Origin of the sequence: Bradyrhizobium sp. WYCCWR 12699 (genome assembly GCF_032144035.1) — a bacterium.
Taxonomy (GTDB): Bacteria; Pseudomonadota; Alphaproteobacteria; order Rhizobiales; family Xanthobacteraceae; genus Bradyrhizobium.
Map to the genome: position 1 here is coordinate 202,674 of NZ_JAVTJN010000003.1, position 21,429 is coordinate 224,102.

Here is a 21,429-nt window from a genome sequence, read left to right on the forward strand (position 1 = left end):
AGCGTAATAATAATTTCCTGGGAGAACCACATGGCCTTTCGTTTCGATCCCGAGGAGCGGAACTTCGTGGACGACCCCTATCCCACCTACAAGGTGTTGCGCGACGACCATCCGGTCTATCTGCACGAAGGGAGCGGGTTCTACATCATCACGCGAAACGAGGACGTGGCGCGCATCCTCAACGACTACGAGGTCTTCTCTTCGGCGCGTGGCAATGCGCTGGTCGATTCACCCTTGCGGGTGGGCAGGACGCTCGGATCGACCGATCCGCCGCGTCATGACGAACTTCGCCGTGTGGTGATGAAGGGCTTCACGCCCGCGCGCATCGAATCCATGCTGCCCGCCATTCAGCGCGACGTCGATCGACTGCTGCACAAGTTCGGCACCCGTCGTGAGTGCGACTTCATGGCAGATATCAGCAGGCCCATCCTCTATGGCGCACTCGGGCGGATGCTCGGGTTGGACGGCGAAGCTGCGGACCGGGCGGCGGATTTGTCGCGGGACATCTTTCATACCGATACGGGACCGATGGGCCCGGCTGCGAGGCCGGGCTTGATGGAAGGGGTGTTTGAACTGCTCACCGAGCAGCTCGAGCGACGTCGCAAGGACCGCAGTGACGATCTGTTCTCGTTCCTGCTCGACGCACAGGAGGGGGGAGCACCACTTTCCGACGGCGAGATTCTGGGCAACATGTCGACCGTCCTGCTCGCGGGCAACGCGTCCATCGGGCATTATTTCTCTAACTTGATCTACGCGCTCTGGACCAATCCGGACGAGCGTCGCAAGTTGCAGGCCGATCCGGCCCTGCTGGATGCCGCCGTGAACGAAGGCGTTCGCTGGGATACGTCAACCCAGGCTTTCGGACGGCAGACCACGAAGGAGGTCAAGCTGCACGGAATCGCAATTCCGGCAGACAGCCGGCTCGTGGTCTGTTTCGCGGCCGCCAATCGCGACGAACGCGCTATCCCGGATCCGGACCGCTTTGACATCAGCCGGCCAAAGACCCGGCATTTTGGCTTCGGCTCCGGCCCCCATATCTGCCTTGGGGCGCCCGCAGCACGGGCCATGATGCGAACGGTCATGACCCCTCTGCTGCCGGCGCTCGGCGACTATGAGCTCGACGTCGCGAACGCCGAACGCGTCGCTCACATGATGGTACGCGGCTTTTACAAGCTGACGATCCGCTGGTGAACGAGGTGAGCGAGTTCGACCTCACCGGCAATGGGTTTCTCGATGACCCCTATCCGACCTATCGTCGCCTGCGCTCCGAATGTCCGGTCTATCATTGCCCTACCACAAAGCTCTGGTTCGTGAGCCGCTATGCGGATATCGCCTATGCACTGAACAATCCCGTCCTGCTCTCGTCCTCCGCCGGGAACGCCCTCAGCGATTCTCCGCTGCGCGTGGGCAAGACGCTCGGCTCGATCGACCCGCCACGGCATGACGAGCTTCGCCGGATCATCATGCGGGGACTGAGCCCGGCGCGTATCGAGCTGGTTCTGCCCTGGATCCGCGATACTCTCGCTAAGGGCCTGGAAGCGCTTGGCACCCGGCGCCGATGCGACTTTGTCGCCGAAGTGAGCCGCCCGGTGCTGTTCGGCGCGCTAGGCAGGATGCTGGGGCTGGGACCCGATTCGGCGCAGCGCGCAGCCGAGCTGTCGGAGCGTTTATTTCGCGGGAATTCCGGCCCCGCGGGGCCTGCGCTCTCCGAGGAAGAACGCGCCAAGGTCATTGCGCTGCTGTCCGAGGAGTTGGAACGCCGGCGTGTCGAACGTGGGGACGATCTCTTCTCGGTCCTGATCGCTGCTCAACAGGATGGAGCGCCCCTCACGGATACCGAGATCGTCGCAAACATGATGACCGTGCTCCTGGCCGGCAATGCCTCCATCGGCCACTTTCTACCCAACCTGGTCCATGCGCTCTGGCGCCACCCCGAGCAGCGATCGCGCATCCTGGCCGATCAGAGCTTGGTCGAAGCTACCATCGAAGAGGGTGTGCGCTGGGATACCTCGACACAGTGTTTCGCGCGGATCACTTCCAGCCCGGTCGCCCTCAGCGAAACCGACATTCCAGCAGGCAGCCGGGTGGTGTTGCTTTACGGCTCCGCCAATCGCGATGAGAGCGCAATTACAAATGCCGAGACCTTCAATGTCGACCGGGGCAAGGTTCGCCATTTCGGCTTCGGTTCGGGGCCGCATATTTGCCTCGGCGCCCCCGCGACACGCGCCATGCTCCGCACCATTCTGCCGAAAGTGCTGAGCACTTTCGGGGACTTCGAGATTGACCTCGCCCGCGCAGTTCGTGTTCGTCACCTGATGGTGCGCGGCTTCAGGAGCTTGCCGCTCGCTTGGTAACGCGTTTTGCGTCTTTGTTTCGCGGAGCGAGCTTACGCCGGCGAGGTTGCTCTGCCGGCTCGCGGAAAAACAGCGCGCAGCAGGTGCGGATGTGCTCATCAACGAATTTCTTTGAAAAAGGCGAGTGGCCCATCACCTGCTGGACCTCGGCCGAAAGCATGAAGATACGCGTTACCGCACCGATGAACAGATACTGGAGATGATAGGGATCGCCCTCGACGTAACGGTCTTGCTTTTGAGCCGCACGGATGAGCTTCGCGACGACGTTGAAATAGTTGCGGACCCGATCTTCGACTAGCCAGGTCAGCCGTTCGCTCTCGCGCTTTCCCTCGTGTGACATCAGCCAATGGAAGTTCGGATTGGCAGCGGCGAAGCGGATGAACTGCTCCTGGAGAACCCTGAGCTGTCCCACCTCGTCCTGCTTAGAGACGCCGGCAAGGTAGTCTTGGAAGTGCCGGCTGAAATTCACGCTCGTCGTTGATAGGACGGCGCGCCAAAGCCCGTCCTTGTTCTTGAAATGATAAGTCACGAGCGGATGCTGAACGCCGGCCTTGGCTGCAACCGTCCGTGTCGACGCTCCCTCAAAGCCACGCTCGGCGAATTCCTCGAAAGCGGCCTCCAGGATCCGTTCCCTTGTGTCGAGGGAACGCTGCTGGCGCCGGCGCTGATTCACGACCTCGTCGAGGGTTTCCTTGGTCAGATCCGTCGCCAAAACAGCTCCGCGTGGCATGCCATGTCCGCACGAAGCCTATCCGCCGGAGCGACCGGTTTGTCAACACCGCGCCCGACGCGCACAAGCGGAACACACAGACCGGAGCGACACAGGCGTGAACTCCGCCGGCAAGTCGCCTCGCCGGCGGCAGTCGCTCGCTGTGCCGGGAAATTTAGGACCAGACGGCGAAGCCGATACCCGTGCCTGTACCGGCCGGGGTCCTATAGCCTGGATAGTATTCCGTCCAGTCGTTGTCGAGATGCTCGGACATGCCCGCGACCATCACCCAATTCAGGAGTTCCGAAGAGCCGGAGTTCAACTCTCCCCTGGTCAGCGACTTGAGGACGGACACGTCCTTGCGCTTGATCGCATCGAGCACCTTGCGATCGAGCTTCTCGTCCACGACAAAATGGCTCAGGCCGCCGCTGGCCACCACGGCCACTCGGGCATCCAACTTCGACCGTGAAATGAGGCTCGCGATCGCCTGTCCGACGCCATAGGCGCGTCGTGCCGTCGGGGCATTGGGCGGAAAGTAGGTGTTCAGCAGGACCGGCAGAACCGGAATGGACTTTCCCTTGAACAGCCGCTCGATGATGAAGCCGTAGGCATGGCCGAATCCGGCCTTGTGCGGGTCATCCACCTTCGCTGCTGCTCCGATGTCCACGTCGTTCTCGATCAGACCATGGATCAGCTCGCGGGCGAGCTCTGGACAGCCCGGAAACGTATGGACTGCATCCATGGCATATCCCTTCATGACCGTGCCGATCCAATTCGGCGTCTGCGGCGTGAGATGGCGCTCATGCGTCAGGATCTCCTCTCCATAGAAGATGGAGATTGCGGGCATGTTGGATAGGCTGAACAATTCGGCCTGATCGTCCCCCACGATCAGCACGACGTCGGGTGCAACCTGCGCCAGGCGGTCGGCCATGTAATCCAGAGCCTTCTGCGATGCGGCCTCGATCTCCAGGAACTTCGCCTCGGTCGCCAGCGCCGCATAAGGAGCGCCGTTTTCGCGGGCGAGCTCGTCGTAGGACACATAGCGGCCATCGGAGAGATTGAGAGCTTTGTTCTTGAGATCGTCAGCCGCGCGCTCGCTCCAACGCTTTCCCTCCAGCGCGAGCATGGGGGTGTGCGACGCGGCGAGGCCGAGAACGATTTTCGCCATTGGACATTTCCTCTCTTTTAATTTTACCAGATGGACTATATTGCTACGAGCGATCGCGAATGGCAATCGCCTCGACGCAATTCCCAGGGCTTGCGACGGTCGCTTTTTAATTATACCATGTGGAAGATTTAGTGGTCGCAAGACCCGCGCTATCCATCCAGGGAGAAATGTCCGCATGATCATCGACGCCCACGCGCATCTCGTCGCGCCGCCGAGCTTCTACGCCCATCGCGGAAATCTCCAGGTCGCGCGCGGCCAATACGGCATCTATCACGCCAAGATCCCGGATGCAGAGCTTGAGAAATCAGCAGCCCAGAACGTGCAGATCATGGACGGCGTCGGCACCGACATCCAGGTTCTCTCACCCCGGCCTTTCATGATGCTGCATGGCGAGAACCGCTGGGACGACATCGTCAGCTGGGCGCAGGACAACAACGACATGATCGCACGCACGATCAAGTTGCACCCCAAGCGCTTCCGCGGCGTGGGCGGCCTGCCTCAAGCGACGGGCGTGCCGGTTGAAAAGATGTTCGACGAGATCAAGCGGTGCATCAACGATCTCGGCTTTCTGGGCGTGTTGATCAATCCCGATCCTTCGGAGGGGGCCGGCAAGTCGCCGCCGATGGGCGATTCCTATTGGTATCCCCTATACGAATTCCTCTGCGAGCACGATATCCCTGGTCACATCCACAGCTGCGCCTGCTGCGGCCGCGAAACGTATGACGAGCACTTCATCACGGAAGAGAGCCTTGCCATCACCTCGATCTCCCGGTCCGACGTGTTCAAGCGCTTTCCCAGCTTGAAGCTGCTGATCAGCCATGGCGGCGGCTCCGTGCCGTATCAAGTCGGTCGCTGGCGCTCGAATCGCCAAATGTTCGCCGCCGCCTCGGGGGCGAAGGCCGAGACTTTCGACGAGACGCTCAAGCGCTTCTGGTTCGATACGGTACTGCACTACAAGAAATCGCTGGAGCTGCTGTTCGACGTGGTCGGCGCCGATCGGTGCGTCTTCGGCACCGAGCGGCCGGGCAGCGGCGGCGGCATCGATCCAAATTCGGGCAAGCCCTATGACGACATCAGGCCGGTAATCGAATCGATCACCGAGATCAGCGAAGCTGACAAGAAGGGCATTTTCGAAGGCAACGCGCGCCGTCTGTTCGCGCGGCTTGACGTCTGACCGGTTGGGGAGGAGCAGCAATGACTGCACGCCGCAGCATCGAAATCGAAGGCTTCAGCCATGGCGCTCAGCCGATACCCGCAGCGTCTCGCGTCGGCAATATCGTCATGACCGGCGGTGTCTATGGGTTGGATCTCGCGGCAGGAAAGATTCCTGACGAGGTCGAGAAACAGGTTGAACTGATGTTCGACAATCTCAAGCGCATCATGGCGGCAGCCGGAGGTGCGATGGATCGCATCGTCAAGATGACGGTTTACGTCAAGGTTCCGGAAGCCCGACCGGCCGTCAACAAGCATTGGCTGGAAGCGTTCCCCGATGCAGCTTCGCGACCTGCACGGCATACATTCCAGAACGATCATCTGCCGGCCAACATGCTGGTCCAATGCGATGCCATGGCGGTTCTCGAGTGACCACCTCAACGACATCTGACATTGTCGCCAGACTGATGGAACTCGACACCTGCGCGGTGTCCGACGCGCTCGACAAGCTCAACTTGCCGGGCGCTGTCATCGGAGTCTCGGCCCTCACCGGCCCGACGCGAGTCGCCGGACGAGCCGTTACGACGAAGCTCGGCGCACCTCTGCCGAACCTCCCGAAACGCCACCTCGGCGCGGGAGCGGTGATGGCGGCAGAACGTGGCGACATCATCGTCGTCGAGCATCGCGGACGGACCGATGTGTCTGGCTGGGGCGGCCTGCTCAGCCTCGGCGCCGTCAAGAAGGGCGTTTCCGCTATTCTGATTGACGGCGCCTGCCGAGACCTTGATGAAAGTCGCGCGCTCGGGCTTCCGGTCTTTGCGCGCGCAGCCGTACCCGTGACCGCTCGCGGCCGGATCGCGGAGCATTCGTTCCAGGAGCCGATCACGTTCGGCAACGTCGCCGTCAAGCCGGGAGACTATGTCCTAGCCGATGGCAGCGGCGTGGTGTTCGTCGACCAACTCCGCGCCGAGGAGATCATCGCTACGGAGCCGAGGACATTTTTGGGCGCGAGCGGGCGATGGCGGCAGCCATCGATCGCGGCGAAGCGATCGGCAACGTCATGGCCGGGAACTACGAAGATATGCTGAAAGGGTAGCGCAGCAAATGACACAGGACGCGGCTGAAAACCTCAAGACATTCGGGGTGACGACCCTGTCAGATGCACTGGATCGACTGGGCATCGAGGGGCAGTGTCTCGGGATCATGCCGTTTGCGCGCTCGATGCGTCTTGCCGGCCCGGCCTTTACGATCCGAATGCTACCGACCGGCCAGAGCGGCGGTTCGGTCGGCGACTATATCGATGATGTGCAGCCCGGCCAGATCGTCGTCATCGACAATGACGGTCGCATGGACGCCACGGTCTGGGGCGACATTCTGACCCTGGTCGCCGACCGCCGCGGCATCGGCGGCACCGTCATTGACGGCGTCTGCCGCGATATCGACCGCAGCATCGAACTCGACTATCCGATCTATGCCCGGGCCAACACGATGCGGACTGGCAAGGATCGCGTCACTGCCGACGCCTACAATGTGACCGTGCAAATTGCCGGTATCCGCATCGCGCCTGGCGATTGGCTGGTCGGGGATGGCGACGGCGTGATCTGCATCCCGGCGAGCCGCGTCCAAGAGGTGATCGAAGTCGCCGGACAGATCGCAGCCGCAGAGGAGAAGATCCGCGAAGCCGTGCTGCGCGGCGATCGCCTCGACGAGACACGGAAGAAGTTGCGCTACCATGCGCTGCAAACGCGCGAGAGCGGCGCCAAGGCTTGAATTTAGAGACGCGTCTGCTCGGCAGACGATGGCTCGGCTTTGCGATTCACGCAGTTTCTGGCTTCAAGGAAGCTGCAGGCGGTCTAGAGGCCTGCCAATAGTGGAAATTAGCCCATGCATGTTGCGCATACCGGTCGTGGCAGCGGGCCTGCGCCGGGCGCGTGCCGGCAGGCGACTCGACAGGAGAGCGTCAATGCCTATTTCTGGCTCCGAATTTAACCTCCTGTTAGTAACGCTGTTAAGTCCCCAAGCATTTTAAGATGACGACCAGTCGATCCCTCCTAGGCTTTCAAAAAGTCACGGAGCGCGATTGATGAATGATCCCTTAATGACGTTGGGAGATGTGTACCGTCGGACGGTTCGCGACGTTGCGATCGGGCTTGTCTTAACTGTTCCGCTGGTTTGGCTAGCATACGCCTATCTGTTCGGACCGGAGGGCAACGTGAGCAGCCTTTATGCGACAGGTTGCGTCGCTCTGCTTGGTACGCTCGCCTCCATTGGAATTGGAGGCGCCATGAGCCTGCGCAGCAACCTGCTGCAGCAAAAGTTGATCGCGACCCAGGCCGAGCTCCTAAGACTTTCGAGAGTTGACCAACTCACCGGTCTCTTGAATCGAAGAGGATTTAACGAGGTTGCAGCCAAGGCTCTCGCAGAGGCATACGATCGTCACCTTCCCGCTATAGGCTTGATGATGGATATCGATCGGTTCAAGGGCATAAATGATCAATACGGTCATGATTTCGGTGATGCGGTGCTGGTTGAAATCGGGGACGTGCTCAAGTCGTTCGCGAAGGAGCATAGCCTCGTGATTGGCAGGCATGGAGGCGAAGAATTCGCGGCGCTGCTGTTGGGCGTATCTCCGAGCGATGCAGTTTTACTCGCTGAGCAGTTGCGGCAGGCTTGCGGGCAGAGAGAAGTTGCCCGAAATGGTGCCTTGACCAAGGTCACGGTTAGCATTGGGCTGGCGGTTTCCAAGGGAAGCGAGGGATTGTCGAAAGTACTTGGCCTTGCAGACGAAGCTTTGTATCGCGCCAAGCGTGCAGGGCGAGATCAGGTTTCGGTGCGCTATAGCGATACCATTGGCGTTTCCGCTTTGGGCTTCACCTAATCGTAGCAACCGCACTCTTTCTCCACGCGCGCGCAGCAGCCTCACTTGGCGCGAACTCCGAGACTCTAACTGCTGCTGGATGAAAATTCAGTGGCAGGTCAAGCCGCCGCGAGCGAGCGCTTCCTGCTATTGCTCAAAGCTAAGATCGGGATGGCCAAGGCTTTGGCCAATCTACCCAAAAAAGATTTGCGTGTGTCGAAGACAGACGTTGATCGAGCTTTACGAGTCCGGATCAACTCGATAGCCTTCGAACAGATCTTGCCTTGATCCGAAAAGAGAGGCCGTACTCTTGGTAGTAGAGTACGGCCAAGTGGGAGGGAGCTTGGTGAACACTCCGCCGGGAACTTAGAGAAACAATCAGCGCCACGGGCGCATTGGTCATTCAGTCAGTGATCGAGTGTCGAGTTTAGAGTGAATAGGGCTGCAGCTCAGCTTTGATCGTCACCCATTGCCATTGAGTGAACTCTTCCCAGTTAGCGATACCGCCGATCGATGTGCCATTGCCCGATGTGCCGGAGCCGCCGAAGGGATTGACCACATCGTCGTTGATCGTCTGATCATTGATGTGTAGCAAACCCGTTCGTAATTGCTCGCCAATTGCCATTGCCCTGCCGATGTTGCGCGAGATGATCACAGCAGAGAGCCCATATTCGGTATCATTCGCCATTTGCCCGGCCTGTACATCCGTCTCAAATGGGACAAGCACCGCGACCGGAGCGAAGAGCTCGTCACGATAGGCCGGATTGGTGGGTGAGATCTCCGCCAGCACGGAGGGCTGAAGAAACAGGCCCTCCGCCTTGCCTCCCGTTAGCAGCCGAGCTCCCTCGGTGACGGAGCGGTCAATCAGGGTTAGTGCATGATTTAGCTGATGCTGATTGATCATCGGACCGAGGGCAACGGAAGGGTCGAGAGGGTTGCCAACTTTCAAAGTCTTCGCATATCTGACGAGCGCATCGCTGAAAGCGTCGAAGATGTTTCTCTGCACGAGAATGCGTCCAGCGCTCATGCAAACTTGTCCTTGATGAAAGAACGCCGAAAAGGCGGCGGCACGAACGGCGGTATCCAGATCTGCGTCGTCTAGGATGATAAGTGAGTTCTTGCCGCCAAGTTCGAGGGACACCTTCTTGAGATGCTGTCCAGCCACCTGTCCGACCATTCGCCCCGCCCTGCTCGACCCGGTAAATTGGATCATCGCCACATTGGGGTCCTTGCACAGAGCCTCACCAGCATCCTCTCGACCGGGCAGCACCTGAAGAACGCCTTTCGGCACACCCGCCAATTCGAAGAGGCGCGCAATAACGAAGCCACCACAAATAGCAGTCCGCAGATCCGGCTTGACTACCACCGCGTTTCCGACGGCCAGGGCCGGCGCAATGGCGCGCTCGGCAAGGTAGAGCGGGAAATTGAAGGGTGATATCACGCCGATCACCCCGAGTGGGCGTCGCCGCACGAAGCTGATGCGCCCTCCCGGGCTTGGAAGCACGTTCCCTTGAGCTTGCGAGGGCATCGCAGCCGCAAGCCGGATTGCTTTGAGCGTACCTGCGAGCTCGATCTCAGCCTTCAAGCGGACCGCGCCGCTCTCTCGCATGATCCAGGTGACGATGTCATCCCTATAACGCTCGCCGACTTCGCACGCCTTTAGAAGTATGTTTTCGCGTGCATCTGGCGCCGTCGCGGCCCACGAGACCTGCGCCTGCCGTGCATTCGCAGAAGCGCTCCCAATGTCGACCGCGCTTGCAAGACCAACCTTACCAATCACCGCACCGGTCGCAGGTTCGACTGCCTCAAAGGCGGATTTGCTAGATGACCATTCGCCCGTGAAGAATTGCCCAGTCAGCACCGAGCCTGCCACGATGTTGTCGCTAACCATTTCTTTCATTCTCCAAAATGTCCCGGGTCAATTGGCGTCGAGCACGCTCGACTGCTTCTCAAGAGCCCTCACCTGAACGGCGGGGGCGGATTGTCCAGGTGCACTTCAGCGCAGCATGATAGGGACAGCCAGCCCATGCCTGATCCTCGGCATGACGTCCGATAAAGTAGGATGGAAACTGTTCATCAAGGACATTGATCCGATTACGCAGCTTCTTCCTGTTTTCCGCCGGCATACTGCTCCTTTGTTCCATGTAGCTGATCCGCGGATCAGGAAGGAGCGTCTTTGCAATCCAGGCCACGCAGCCCAACGATCGCGGTATGAGTACTTGAGCCAAGGGATGCGCCGGCGGAATGCCATGCGCCTTCAGCGTCGAAGGCAGCGCCATTGATCGCAACATCTGGTGACCCAACCACCGCAAGCCTGGCGGAAAATAGCGATAGCTGAACTGATCGAAGAGCGCGTTGACGATCAGATTCCCTCTCTCGGTCACTGATCGCTCCCTGCTTTCGAAATCCCGGCAAAATGCAACGAGACCGTCCCAGTCCTTAGGATACCCGTGTAAAGGTACGCCACCTTCGGCGACGAATAGCTTTGCCATCTCACCCCAAAACTTGTGAGCTGCTATTTTTGCTTCTCGTTGAAGCCCTTCAATCCCATCGCCTTGAATGCCAGATCCATGGCGATCGCCGTGAAGGCAAGCGTGTAGATCTAATCTTCGTGATCAGAAAAATCGCCCGGGTACTGTTTGGCATAATGGGCGTGGAGCTTGTTGATGTTTTCGACGGATTTGATGGTGCGATCGTCCTGAGGACCGTAATACCACCAGGTTGTGTTGTTGATTCCGGTCTGTTCGGCGCGATGAGTGGCTCTATAAAGAAGCTTTCCGCCATCCTCGCGCCAAACGGCCCGAGCGCCCCACTCAGTCACTACGAAGTTGGGAAATGTGAAACAATACGAAAAATTCTGTATGAAATCCGTCAGGCCGTAACAGCTGGATAGCCGCCAAATTTCAGCATAATCGACGTGCGGATCGAGTTGCTCGATCCTCCTGTTGATCCACTTGTAGCCCTTCTTCATGATCGTTACTCCGCCATTCCATGACTTCGCGGCTTGGCGCGGAGCTCGGCTTGTACAAAGAGCCGCATCGCATACGCAGGGAGTCGACCGGCGTTTCCCCAATGCGCGCAACCAGTAGCGCAGACACGAACTTCAAACTGATTTTGCAAAGGCGATTGAGCACCTAGGCGGCGCTCTTGCAAAATGCGGTGCCGCGACAACTCGTGCCGGGGCCCTGCGCAAGCTGCGGGAGGAGCTTGCCGGCGGCTGTGCATCGACTTGAGTGAGAAAAATCGAAAGCGCGCGGAAACAGGCGACCAATCGGGACGTCGCTCGAAATGAGCTACTCGGTCAAGCGAACCAAATGTTGGCTGATCCTTAAGACCAGCACACACAATCCGGACGCTCCGACTTGAGCCTGACGGAGCCTTCGACTGCTCGAACAGGCGGACTAAGCCCATCGGACGGATCCTCCTATATGTCAGTTTTGACTTATAGTAAGAATACATCAGGTTATCGCATATGGCAATCCTTACATATTACCTGCCGGTGGACCAACCTTATGTTTTTCTGTTTCTGCTCAGCAAAGCGGAATTCCCGAATGCGGGGCGGCGAGGTGTGTACCGCGCTCGCCGATTGCCTGATTGAAAGGTATGAACGCGAAGAATTCGCCGTGGCAACCGCCGAGCAGTAGCGGCAAACAAGAAGGTAGGAAGAAGTTACCACGATTGCCCTATCGAACCTTAGTCGGCATCGACGTGATCACGGATGGCGCGATGGCCGCCTAGGCGATGAGACTTCCCTGGCGATGCGGTCACTTTATTCGGCGAAAGGATCGTAGACTTCGCACTTCATGCGAGCTTAGACGGAGGTGCCTCCGTCGATGTTCTTGCGCAGCTCCGAGGAAAGAACGTCCGGACTTGTGTTGAACGTTAATATCTGACTTAACGATGCGACCAGCGAGTGTCGTCGCGAAAACCGAACAACGAAATGGTCAAACATCAGATTAATGCTCACACCTTTGGTCAACTCGAAGAACCGAGACTGACATCCGAGATGTTGTTGTCGATAGCAAAGCTCGCAACCCTGCTCCAATTCGAACCATGCCGTCTCCGGAGCCGGCGGATCATTATCAGCTGAATGCCGCCCTCTCGGCAAAAGCGATCATGGCGACTGCGCCTTATGTGCATGTCGCGGAAAGGGTCGTGATTGTGCCTGACGCAATCACCCTATTCGGCGTAACAGCGGCGAGAGAGCGTCCCCGCGAGAACGTATTGGCGGAGAGGCCTCTTTGAGCCCGGCCCCTATACCTCTTTCGACATCTCTCGCTCGCACCGGTGCCAGGCACCTGGGGAATTTGCCAAAGGGGTTGCGTCGAATTGGATAAAAGCGAATGAGAACTTGGCTGCTCGCAGAAACTAGATCGGCATCTCAACGTCTTTCAGCATTTCGAATCCGCGCGTAGCGTTGGCTCTCGTCAGGCTCCGGCAAGCCAAGAGATCTGCCTACTGGTTTAGCTGCGGCAACGGCTGGATAGCGGATGTGGCTCTCTGTGATGCAGCAATGAAGCAGCAGAGAGCAATGAGATCGACGGCCGCTGCCGCCGACCCGAGACCAAGATAGCCAGTCGTCTGGACCAATGTCCCGCCCAGGAGCGGTCCAATCATGTTGCCGACCAACATGGCTGGGGTCGCAGCAACCGCGCGCCCGGTGAGATCAAGGCGCGCGAGATGCCCGAAGACAAAAGTATGCGTGAACAACATTATGAACGGGAAAACGACCGCTCCGACCGCATACGGCAAGAAACCGCTAGAGCAAGAGATTAGGACAGCTACCGCTCCCTGCAGCAGGGTTCCAGTCATCGCGACCCGCATCGGCGGAAGCCGCTTTTGGAGAAACGCGGCGAGCAGGGTCGGTGTCATAGCCACCAGACCTAACGTGACCAGAACGCTTTGGATCTGGACAGGCGACAGTCCGCGATCGGTGCCCATCGGTTGTAGGAAACTGAATATCATTGCCTGGACGAGCGACATCAGGACGATTCCAGTGATAATGAACCACACAGGGCGTGTGAATCCAGCGGCATCCCTGACGAGGTCTTCGCTGATGGAAGCAGAGGGAAAGAAGAAAGTCGCTATTGCGGCTGCCACGGCCGTAACTGCGGCAAAGACCTCAAAGATGGCTGGTGGACCGAATTTCGTGATGAGAGTCGCCGATGCGCCGAGCAATATTACCGCGAAGACTCCAAGCGTTAACCCCCCCATTGCAAAGACACGATGTGGGTTATCCGTGCGACTCCTGTCGCCAATCCAGCGACGAAGTGGCCAACTGCCAGAATGCTAAATTCGGTGAAGCCGGCCATCACATAGAAGGTCCCGGCACTGATGCCGAAGCCCAGCGTCGGCATCCAGCGCCCCGGAGCGCGATGGAAGAATGGCGATAGTGTAACGCTTGCAAAGACCATGGCTCCTAGAAAGAGGGTCGGAAGCGCCCCCGCTCGCGCCGGTGAAAACGCATATTCCGAGATCAGAACACCGACCCAAATCGGAAGTGCGGGCTGGTCTATCATCCCAGCCATGTGCCCTGTCACTAATGAAATCTTTGACCCCAACGAGTTAATCTGCGCCATTTTTTCCTCCCGTATGATAGTCGGCCCTCGTGAATTGCAGCTCCGCACCGATGCAGGCATGATGAAGGCATCCGACAGCTATGGAGAGCCGCGACGCTCGCTCCCCACTGCCATCGAAACTCTTGAGCTGCCGGCGCGCGCCTCACAGAGTGCTTTGCTATCCATCGAGAGCATCATGGATGAGAGCTCTAGACGGGACGATTGCCCGTTGCTTCAACTAGCCATCGCGGCCAATTACCAATGGCATCTGCACAAAGCGCAGCTGCTTGCGAAAATGGCTTCACCGTTGATCAGCAATTGAGGATACCCAGCACCGGTCAGAGCGTTTGGTGCAGAGTTCGGACGTCATTCCGAACAGGTCAGGTGCGTCCACCCCCGAGCGGCAATTCACGGCCTTCCTCCATATGTCATTTATTACTTACTGGCTAGCAGGCATGAACATATATGTCAAATCTGACGTATGGATGCGCGTGGCCGGCAACTATGCAGAACCGCAAAGAGCGCCAGATTTGAAGCTTGGGGCTTTTGTTGTGCCCACGAGAATACGCCGATTGGGACGGCTGATGTCGTCGCATTCGACAACGTCTGGCAGGAGAGCAGACCTGATAAGAAGGTCTACGACATTGCTAGCAGTGGTCTTGTTCTCGACCATACCCATGTTGCGCCGTGCGCTTTCATAAGCACGGTCGGAAACGCACGTCCGAGCCACGTCGACTGTAGCTGGGCCGAGTTCGACGCGTCACCGGCATTCTGAGACGAGACCAATGTGCCACGCTCCTGATCAATTCAGTGGCGCTGCGCTTTCGATAGCCGTGGACGCTACGGGAGAGACATTCAGGACGATGATGTGGCGAGCTTTTTTAACGTCGTTCTGGTGCTCGGTCTCGCGATCGATTGTTTGATTCTCCTAAGGACCATCACTCGGTAGCTCGACAGCTACGGCGGTGACATCATTTCACGACGCTCGTGGATTGTGAAAGCGCGGTGAACGTCGTGCGACGCTGCCGGCAATCGCCGATCGTCGTGCACCGGATCGCCAAGCCCGAAGAGCTCTACGGTCGGATCCGGTGCAGGGAAAGGCATCACGAACTCCCGGTACAAACCGGCGCGGAGCGTGGCGGTTACCAAGCAGGACGCCAAAGGCCTTGTGGCATCGCGCTCGGGCTTCCCTATGGTGAGCTGGCCCTGGCGAGCCTGCTGGGCTCCTCCTGGCGCGAAGAAGAGTCCTTTAGTGGGGCTTCTACACGGAACCAGGCGATGTAAAGCGCCGGCAAGAAAAAGAGAGTCAGGAAGGTCGCAGCCATGATGCCACCGATCATCGATAGCGCCATAGGACCCCAGAAGACCTGCGGCGCGATCGGAAGCATGCCGAGGCTTGCTGCGGCGGCCGTCAGCAGGATTGGCCGCATGCGATGCTGTGTTGCCAGCACGACTGCCGACCATTGATCGTGACCCTCGTCAAGCATTTCGTCGATCTGCGCCATCAAGATAATCGAATTGCGAATGATGATCCCGATAAGGGCTAACGTACCGAGAATCGCGACAAAACCCATCGGTTTTCCGGATACGAGGAGAGCGAACACAACGCCGATCAAGCCGAGGGGAGCCACGCTTACGACAAGGAACAGCTTCGCAAAGCTTTGCAGCTGGACCATAATGAAGAACGCCATCGCAAGCAGCATCACAGGCACGACCGCAACGATTGGACCCTGACCCTTTGAGCTCTCCTCGACGGCGCCTCCGGTTGCGATCTTCATCGACGCCGGCAGGTTCGCGGCGAAGGTCTCGATAGCCGGCGCAAGCTGTTGGACGACAGTTGCCGGTTGCGTGCCATCGTGGATGGTGCCTCGAATCGTGATTGTTGGGACACGGTCGCGTCGCCAAATAATGGGCTGCTCCAGGTCATAGCGAAGTGTTGCGAACGAGAGCAACGGGACCACCTGTCCATTGCCAGTCGGGATCTGCAACGACTGCAGCGTTTCGATTCGGCTGCGTTCGTCGTTTGCGGCGCGCCCAACGATGTTGACCTGATAAATGCTATCGCGCATCTGTGTAATGGACGTCCCGCCGACAAGGCCGTTCAGTATCGAGGCAACATCGACGGAGTCGAGCCCGAGCTGCCTCGCCTTGTCTTGCGCTATTTCGACTTGAACGACCTTGCCTGGCTCGTTCCAATCAAATGTCGGAGGGTCAAGATGCGGGTTGTCGCTCATGATTTTGGCGATCTCCAGTGCCTTGGCGCGCAATTGCTGGATGTCCGGCCCGCTGAGGCGGTATTGCAGCGGACGTCCAACCGGAGGTCCAAGGTCGAGCGGGTGGATGAAGACGTCGATCCCGATGAATTGATCGGCCGCGGTCTTTCGCAATCTGCTTTCGATCCGATTGCGAGCTTCAAGTGACTTGGCTACGACGACCACCTGGCCGAAATAGTTAAAGGCCATCTGCTGGTCGAGTGGCAGATAGAAGCGGATCGCACCTTGCCCAACATAAGAGCTCCAGCTTTCGACGTCAGGATCGGAGGCCAGCCCTTTTTCGAACTGGTCGATCTGCTTCTTGGTCTCAAGGATCGTGCTGCCCTGCGGAAGCGTCAAGTCGACGAGCAGCTCGGACCGGTCTGACGACGGGAAGAACTGCTGCTGCACAAATCCCATACCGACGATTGCCACCGCGAGCAGACCGAGGCTTCCGCCGATTGTGACCCAGCGGAAGCGCATCGCGGCCTCCAGTAGAACGACAAAGTAGCGGGATAGCCGGCCGACACCGATATGGTCGTGATGTTTCATGGTTTTTGGAAGGACCATGACGCCGATCAGTGGAGCGAACAGAACGGCTACCACCCAGCTGGTTAGTAGCGATGCTGCGATTACGAGGAACAGAGTGTAGGTGTATTCGCCAGCCGATGAGCCGTTGAACCCAATCGGGATAAAGCCTGCGACAGTTACCAGGGTTCCGGTTAGCATCGGAAATGCGGTCGAGGTGTAAGCAAAGGTCACTGCGTTATAGAGATTGTCCCCGCGCTCAAGGCGGTGCACCATCATCTCGACTGTTATCATTGCATCATCGACGAGCAGTCCAAGCGCGATGATCAGCGCACCTAGGGAAATGCGCTGCAGCGTTACTCCAAAATACTGCATGATGACGAACACGACCGCCAGCACGAGCGGAATTGAGAACGAGACCACCAGCCCTGCCCTCACTCCAAGACTGATCAGGCTTACCACCAACACGATGGCTATGGCCTCAACGAGCGCTTCGGTGAAGCCGCCGACTGCCTGCTCAACTATCTTCGGCTGATCGGAAACCAGGTGGAGTTCGACGCCTACCGGAAGCGTGGCCAAGATGTCGCGCATCTTTGCTCTCAGCGCCTCACCAAATTGAAGCACATTGCTAGAGGCCATCATCGCGATGCCGAGCCCGATCGCAGGCTTTCCATCGACACGAAATAGCGGATCGGGTGGATCGCGATATCCACGGGTGATGGTCGCGACGTCGCTAAGCGGAAGGAAGCGGTTGTCGATGCGCAGGTTGGTGCTTCGAAGGGCCTCTTCCGAAGCGAATTGACCGCTTACGCGCAGCGAAACTTGTTCTGGGCCCGCTTGTACGACGCCTGACGGCTGCACTGTGTTTTGATTTTGCAGTGTCTTGATGAGCGACTGCATATTAAGACCGAGTGCCGCCAGCTTGCGCGTGGAGATGTCGAGATAGATGACCTCATCTTGTGCTCCGATCACCGTGATCTTGCCGATGCTTGGCACGGTGAGAAGTTCCGAGCGCACCCGCTCGACATAGTCGCGCAATTGCCGTGGGCTGAGTCCGTCGGACGTAAACGCGTAGATGTTGCCGAAGACATCGCCAAATTCGTCGTTGAAGGAGGCTGCGCCTACGCCTGAAGGCAGGGTGTACTGGATGTCCTGAACATGTTTGCGGACCTCATAGAATAGCCACGGCACGTCCTTTGGCTTGGTGGTGTCCTTCAGATTGACCAAAATCGTGGTCTGACCGGGCGTCGTGTAGCTCTTGACGTAGTCGACCGCGCCGATCTGTTTCACCTCCTTTTCAATCCGGTCGGTCACTTGATTGAGCATGTCGTCAACCGTCGCGCCGGGCCATTGTTGCTGGATCACCATAGTCTTGATGGTGAACGGAGGATCTTCCTCGCGACCGAGGCTGCGGTAGGCGAGCAGGCCCGCTATCGCGGACGCTATCATCAGGAACCAAACGAACGAGCGATGCTTTAGGGCCCATTCAGATAGATTGAAGGAGGTCACGACTGATTCTCTTGCAAAAGTTTGACGAGTTGTCCTTCGGAGAGGGAATGCACGCCGGCAGTGATGACGCGATCGCCAATCGACAAGCCGGATGTAACTGCCACGCGGTCTCCCCTGTGGGCGCCGAGCATCACAGGACGTGCTAGAGCCCTCTTGTTTGCTCCCACGATCCAGACGGCGTCCTGACCTTCGATTTTCAAAAGAGCACTAACCGGAATCTCCATTTGGCCCTCCTGTGCAGCCGCGAGGCGGATCGTGGTTCCCAGCCGAAACGCTTCAGGTGGATCTTCGATGGTGAACCGAATGCGCCGAGTTCTGGTCGAGGAGTCCGACTGCGGCGCGATCTCACGGACGACCGCCTTGGCTGCGATGCTATCCTGGACGAGGAGCGATGCCCGAGAGGATGAACCTTCGATGAATTGGCCAATTCGGTCGTCCGGTATGTCGAACACACCGTCGCGAAAAGTTGGGCGAGCGATGGTGACAACCGTCTGGCCTACCGAGACGACCTGGCCGATTTCCGTGGACCAGGAGACGACGACACCGTCATAGCTGCTGTTTAGGGTCGTGTAGCCGAGTTGTTCGGTCGCCTTCTGCAGACTCGCCTCAGCTTGCGTGGCGCGTGATTGGGCGCTCTGCTGGGCTGCTGTTGCCGCATCGAGGTCCGCCTGTGTCCCGCTGCCCGTGCTGAACAGTTTGTGCTTTCGTTCCAGAGTGGCCTCGGCATTGGCAAGGACCGCTCGAGCGTTGGCCAGATCGGCCTGGCTTGAGACGATCGCGAGCTGCGCGACGGTCGAATCAAGGGACCCGAGTCTTTGCCCCTTGGCAACGAGATCTCCCACATTGACGTCGCGCGAGCTCATTCGCCCCATTGTTTGAAAGCCAAGCTCGGCCTGGTACCGAGGCTGCACCGTTCCGGTGAAGGTGTCGATCCTCTACGAGGCCGGTTGCACAACCATGGTGAGCACGGGACGAATGACGGGCGATTCGAGGCTCTTCTCCTCGCACCCGGAAAGCGCCGCGGCGCAGGCGAAAAGTAGCAGCCGCAAGACCGTGGGTGCGGGCGACGTCATGGCTCGGCTCCGTAGGCGACCGCGACAACCTTCCCTGGATACAGCAGTTGTACGCTGGAAGTTACGACACGCTCGCCTTCTTCCAATCCGGCGGCCAACGCGACCGCTCCAGTGAGATATTCCTGCACGACGACCCCGCGAAGCCGGGCCTTGTTCTCGCTATCCAATATCCAGACTGCGGGCTTACCGTTGGCTGCAAACAGCGCGCTCGATGGAATGACAAAGGCAGGCGATAACTCCCAACGGGCTCTACCGACGACGGCCGAACCGAGTGTCAAATCGGCCGGCGCTCGTTCGACCGCGACCTTGAGCGTAACGGTGCCGGTGGCCTGATCCAAAATCGGCGAGATCTCGCGCACAGAGCCGGCAACAGTTACATTCGGCATCGATTGCGAGGTGATGTCGACAGTCCTGTCGTTTGGCGGATTGGTGACAAGAATCTCGGGAACTTGGAATACCGCATCCCGCGGGCCATCCTCGGCAAGGGCGAAAGCCGTCTGTCCGGCCTGCACAACCTGGCCGACTTCGATACTACGTGAGACAATGATGCCGTCCCGTCCTGCCTTCAATTCCGTGTAGGTTAGCCGCTCGCGTGCCGTATTCAGGGCAGCTTGTGCGCTGTTGACCTGCGCCTCATCTGTTCGAAGCGTGGCTAACGCCTGATCGAATCGCTCACGTGTGGTAGAGCCACTGCTAAGCAGAGACTGTTGTCGCTCGAAATTTCGTTGGGCTTCCAGCAACTGCGCATTCGCAGCATTCAGCGCTGCTTCAGCACTGGTAACATCGGTCTGCTGCTCGGTCCGTTCAAGATGCGCGAGAGTTTGACCTGCTTTGACATACTGCCCAACCTCGACGTCGCGACGGACAACTCGTCCACTGGTCTGAAATGCAATGTTCGAAAGGATGCGAGCCTGGATCGTCCCAGTGAGGGGAAGGTCTGGCGTGATGTGTTGCCGGCGGGCGGTGGCGACGGTCACGCGCAACAGCGCCGAAGACTTGTCACCCGCTCGCGCCATCGAGTTCGGGAACGCTGTAAGCACGGTCGCGACGAGCGCGAGCGACGTGCGGAATTGCGCCCTGTTGGCCAGCCGCGGCATTAGGTCCCCTTCTTCGCTGGGCATTTGCAACATGCTGATTTAACTCAAAGTTTCAAGTTGTCTGAGCGCCCCGCCAAAGAACTCCAAGGCGTAATATTCAACAGGCGTTGAATATTTAGTTGCATCGTTCTAAACGTCAAGAGGTCGGAATGGTCGATGGAGGAGGAGGGATGTCTCGAAAAGCCGTGAGAACGCGCGGTCGACCACGGAAGGGCTCAGAACTAGAGGCCGACAACCTTCTCGATGCAGCGCTCGACGCATTTGCCGAGCACGGTTTCGAAAAGGCAAACCTCCGCTCAATCGCTGCTGCCGCGAAAGTTGATGTCGCCCTGATCTCTTACCACTACGGATCAAAACTCGAACTATGGAAGGCCGTAATCGAGTCGTTTTCGGGGGAGGCGATGGCTCTGCTCGCATCCGTGCGATCGGATGGGGCAGAAGTGTCTTCGAGGGAGCGCCTAGAGCTTACGATTGAACAATTGATCAATGTGGGCCAGCGTAAGCCGCAATTTGCGCGATTTGTCATCAACGAGGTTGCCGGGATCGACCAGAGCGAGCGATTTGAGTTCTTTCACAATGCCCTAACTAAGCCACTCCGAGAAACCTTGGTACCCTTGATCGCAGCAGTCAATCGGAGTGGCAACAGCCGGAAAGTCGATCCGAACTTGCGATTCTTTGCCGCCCTCGGCGCGATGTCGATGTCCATGGCTAACCGGCAATTCATCGCGCGATTTGCGCCGGTTGCTAAAGACGACAAGCAATTCCGCAAGGAGCTGATCGCCGTCATTAGCGCAGTGATGTGTCCCGAAAACGCCTAGCAGGCTGCTGAATTAGTAGCCGATCGACGGGCGAAAAAGAGAATGTCGTCGCCGCCTGAGTTTACCAAAAGGAAGTAGGAGGCTGCCCAGCCACGTCGTGATCGCAACGTTTCCACGACACGGCTCACAGCTGCACCGCCAGCAAAGTTTGTGAGGCGGCGGTCGTGACTAGTGTGGGTGCTGACCTGTCACTCAATTGTTATCCAGCGGACGATCAGAGTCTGCGGGGTTTCCGCAACGAACTCGAGGCAAACATATTGAGTGCTATCCCGACATGACTATCGACGGTGTGTCCAGGTGACCTTGTGGTGAGTGCCCGTTCAAGACGAGCAATGAGACGTTCAGCCCGGAGAG

19 protein-coding genes are annotated in these 21,429 nt (G+C 58.4%); 9 read left to right on the forward strand and 10 right to left on the reverse strand.

What is annotated here, in order from left to right; translation table 11 throughout:
* Positions 1-30 precede the first annotated feature (30 nt).
* Together RPS27_RS03050 and RPS27_RS03055 are read left to right on the forward strand one after the other, a co-directional pair.
* Entirely contained in the window at positions 31-1,191 is a 1,161-nt protein-coding gene (locus tag RPS27_RS03050) for a cytochrome P450 (protein ID WP_128930024.1), read from the forward strand.
* Between the two features lie 5 nt (positions 1,192-1,196).
* Positions 1,197-2,354 carry a cytochrome P450 gene (locus RPS27_RS03055; RefSeq protein ID WP_128960202.1) on the forward strand — a complete coding sequence of 386 codons (1,158 nt, stop codon included), beginning with the start codon at positions 1,197-1,199 and terminating at the stop codon, positions 2,352-2,354.
* On the opposite strand, the gene RPS27_RS03060 is transcribed toward RPS27_RS03055, so the two are convergent.
* Both RPS27_RS03060 and RPS27_RS03065 read right to left on the reverse strand, forming a co-directional pair.
* Positions 2,329-3,066: a TetR/AcrR family transcriptional regulator gene (locus RPS27_RS03060; RefSeq protein WP_164933590.1), complete on the reverse strand. Its 738-nt coding sequence runs from the start codon at positions 3,064-3,066 to the stop codon at positions 2,329-2,331. The genes RPS27_RS03055 and RPS27_RS03060 overlap by 26 nt on opposite strands.
* Before the next feature lie 172 nt (positions 3,067-3,238).
* Positions 3,239-4,189, reverse strand: a complete 951-nt coding sequence (locus RPS27_RS03065) for an extradiol ring-cleavage dioxygenase (RefSeq protein ID WP_164933589.1) — start codon at positions 4,187-4,189, stop codon at positions 3,239-3,241.
* Positions 4,190-4,406: 217 nt separating this feature from the next.
* Between RPS27_RS03065 and RPS27_RS03070 the strand changes: the two genes are divergently transcribed.
* From RPS27_RS03070 to RPS27_RS03090, 5 genes are all read left to right on the forward strand, one after another.
* A complete protein-coding gene (locus RPS27_RS03070; RefSeq protein WP_128930020.1) occupies positions 4,407-5,405 on the forward strand; it encodes an amidohydrolase family protein in 999 nt (332 codons plus the stop codon).
* A 20-nt stretch (positions 5,406-5,425) separates the two neighbouring features.
* Positions 5,426-5,815, forward strand: a complete 390-nt coding sequence (locus tag RPS27_RS03075; RefSeq protein ID WP_128930019.1) for a RidA family protein — start codon at positions 5,426-5,428, stop codon at positions 5,813-5,815.
* A 35-nt stretch (positions 5,816-5,850) separates the two neighbouring features.
* On the forward strand, positions 5,851-6,471 hold the full coding sequence (locus tag RPS27_RS03080; protein ID WP_210326182.1) for an RraA family protein: 621 nt from the start codon (positions 5,851-5,853) through the stop codon (positions 6,469-6,471).
* A gap of 55 nt (positions 6,472-6,526) precedes the next feature.
* Entirely contained in the window at positions 6,527-7,153 is a 627-nt protein-coding gene (locus RPS27_RS03085) for an RraA family protein (protein WP_206733474.1), read from the forward strand.
* 313 nt (positions 7,154-7,466) lie between these two features.
* On the forward strand, positions 7,467-8,261 hold the full coding sequence (locus RPS27_RS03090) for a GGDEF domain-containing protein (protein ID WP_128930017.1): 795 nt from the start codon (positions 7,467-7,469) through the stop codon (positions 8,259-8,261).
* Between the two features lie 406 nt (positions 8,262-8,667).
* Here the strand turns inward: RPS27_RS03090 and RPS27_RS03095 are convergent, their stop codons facing one another.
* The 5 genes from RPS27_RS03095 to RPS27_RS03115 all read right to left on the reverse strand — a co-directional run bounded on the left by RPS27_RS03095 (position 8,668) and on the right by RPS27_RS03115 (position 13,819).
* A complete protein-coding gene (locus tag RPS27_RS03095; RefSeq protein ID WP_232995548.1) occupies positions 8,668-10,140 on the reverse strand; it encodes a benzaldehyde dehydrogenase in 1,473 nt (490 codons plus the stop codon).
* Positions 10,141-10,189: 49 nt separating this feature from the next.
* Entirely contained in the window at positions 10,190-10,732 is a 543-nt protein-coding gene (locus RPS27_RS03100) for a hypothetical protein (protein WP_128930016.1), read from the reverse strand.
* 110 nt (positions 10,733-10,842) lie between these two features.
* Positions 10,843-11,211, reverse strand: a complete 369-nt coding sequence (locus RPS27_RS03105; protein ID WP_128930015.1) for a hypothetical protein — start codon at positions 11,209-11,211, stop codon at positions 10,843-10,845.
* Positions 11,212-12,695: 1,484 nt separating this feature from the next.
* Positions 12,696-13,418: a hypothetical protein gene (locus RPS27_RS03110; RefSeq protein ID WP_128930014.1), complete on the reverse strand. Its 723-nt coding sequence runs from the start codon at positions 13,416-13,418 to the stop codon at positions 12,696-12,698.
* 23 nt (positions 13,419-13,441) lie between these two features.
* On the reverse strand, positions 13,442-13,819 hold the full coding sequence (locus tag RPS27_RS03115) for a hypothetical protein (protein WP_128930013.1): 378 nt from the start codon (positions 13,817-13,819) through the stop codon (positions 13,442-13,444).
* A 58-nt stretch (positions 13,820-13,877) separates the two neighbouring features.
* On the opposite strand from RPS27_RS03115, the gene RPS27_RS03120 reads away from it, so the two are divergent.
* Complete coding sequence (locus RPS27_RS03120; protein WP_128930012.1) at positions 13,878-14,120, forward strand: hypothetical protein; 243 nt, start codon at positions 13,878-13,880, stop codon at positions 14,118-14,120.
* Positions 14,121-14,988: 868 nt separating this feature from the next.
* Here RPS27_RS03120 and RPS27_RS03125 read toward each other — a convergent pair.
* The 3 genes from RPS27_RS03125 to RPS27_RS03135 form a co-directional block, all read right to left on the reverse strand.
* A complete protein-coding gene (locus RPS27_RS03125; protein WP_128930011.1) occupies positions 14,989-18,087 on the reverse strand; it encodes an efflux RND transporter permease subunit in 3,099 nt (1,032 codons plus the stop codon).
* Positions 18,084-19,019 carry an efflux RND transporter periplasmic adaptor subunit gene (locus tag RPS27_RS03130; RefSeq protein WP_128930010.1) on the reverse strand — a complete coding sequence of 312 codons (936 nt, stop codon included), beginning with the start codon at positions 19,017-19,019 and terminating at the stop codon, positions 18,084-18,086. Before RPS27_RS03130 ends, RPS27_RS03125 begins: the two co-directional genes overlap by 4 nt.
* A 137-nt stretch (positions 19,020-19,156) precedes the next feature.
* Complete coding sequence (locus tag RPS27_RS03135; protein ID WP_164933587.1) at positions 19,157-20,281, reverse strand: efflux RND transporter periplasmic adaptor subunit; 1,125 nt, start codon at positions 20,279-20,281, stop codon at positions 19,157-19,159.
* Between the two features lie 146 nt (positions 20,282-20,427).
* On the opposite strand from RPS27_RS03135, the gene RPS27_RS03140 reads away from it, so the two are divergent.
* The gene (locus RPS27_RS03140) at positions 20,428-21,075 is read left to right on the forward strand and encodes a TetR/AcrR family transcriptional regulator (RefSeq protein ID WP_164938227.1); all 648 of its coding nucleotides are present in this window, start codon (positions 20,428-20,430) and stop codon (positions 21,073-21,075) included.
* The last annotated feature ends 354 nt before the right edge of the window (positions 21,076-21,429 follow it).

What these genes read in the sequence shown, in the direction of transcription:
- RPS27_RS03050 (WP_128930024.1), top strand. Translation starts at nt 31, where the DNA reads ATGGCCTTTCGTTTCGATCCCGAGGAGCGGAACTTCGTGGACGACCCC.
- RPS27_RS03075 (WP_128930019.1), top strand. Translation starts at nt 5,426, where the DNA reads ATGACTGCACGCCGCAGCATCGAAATCGAAGGCTTCAGCCATGGCGCT.
- RPS27_RS03140 (WP_164938227.1), top strand. Translation starts at nt 20,428, where the DNA reads ATGTCTCGAAAAGCCGTGAGAACGCGCGGTCGACCACGGAAGGGCTCA.
- RPS27_RS03095 (WP_232995548.1), bottom strand. Translation starts at nt 10,140, where the DNA reads ATGAAAGAAATGGTTAGCGACAACATCGTGGCAGGCTCGGTGCTGACT.
- RPS27_RS03100 (WP_128930016.1), bottom strand. Translation starts at nt 10,732, where the DNA reads ATGGCAAAGCTATTCGTCGCCGAAGGTGGCGTACCTTTACACGGGTAT.
- RPS27_RS03080 (WP_210326182.1), top strand. Translation starts at nt 5,851, where the DNA reads ATGGAACTCGACACCTGCGCGGTGTCCGACGCGCTCGACAAGCTCAAC.
- RPS27_RS03070 (WP_128930020.1), top strand. Translation starts at nt 4,407, where the DNA reads ATGATCATCGACGCCCACGCGCATCTCGTCGCGCCGCCGAGCTTCTAC.
- RPS27_RS03090 (WP_128930017.1), top strand. Translation starts at nt 7,467, where the DNA reads ATGAATGATCCCTTAATGACGTTGGGAGATGTGTACCGTCGGACGGTT.
- RPS27_RS03105 (WP_128930015.1), bottom strand. Translation starts at nt 11,211, where the DNA reads ATGAAGAAGGGCTACAAGTGGATCAACAGGAGGATCGAGCAACTCGAT.
- RPS27_RS03115 (WP_128930013.1), bottom strand. Translation starts at nt 13,819, where the DNA reads ATGGCGCAGATTAACTCGTTGGGGTCAAAGATTTCATTAGTGACAGGG.
- RPS27_RS03065 (WP_164933589.1), bottom strand. Translation starts at nt 4,189, where the DNA reads ATGCTCGCGCTGGAGGGAAAGCGTTGGAGCGAGCGCGCGGCTGACGAT.
- RPS27_RS03120 (WP_128930012.1), top strand. Translation starts at nt 13,878, where the DNA reads ATGATGAAGGCATCCGACAGCTATGGAGAGCCGCGACGCTCGCTCCCC.
- RPS27_RS03135 (WP_164933587.1), bottom strand. Translation starts at nt 20,281, where the DNA reads ATGCCCAGCGAAGAAGGGGACCTAATGCCGCGGCTGGCCAACAGGGCG.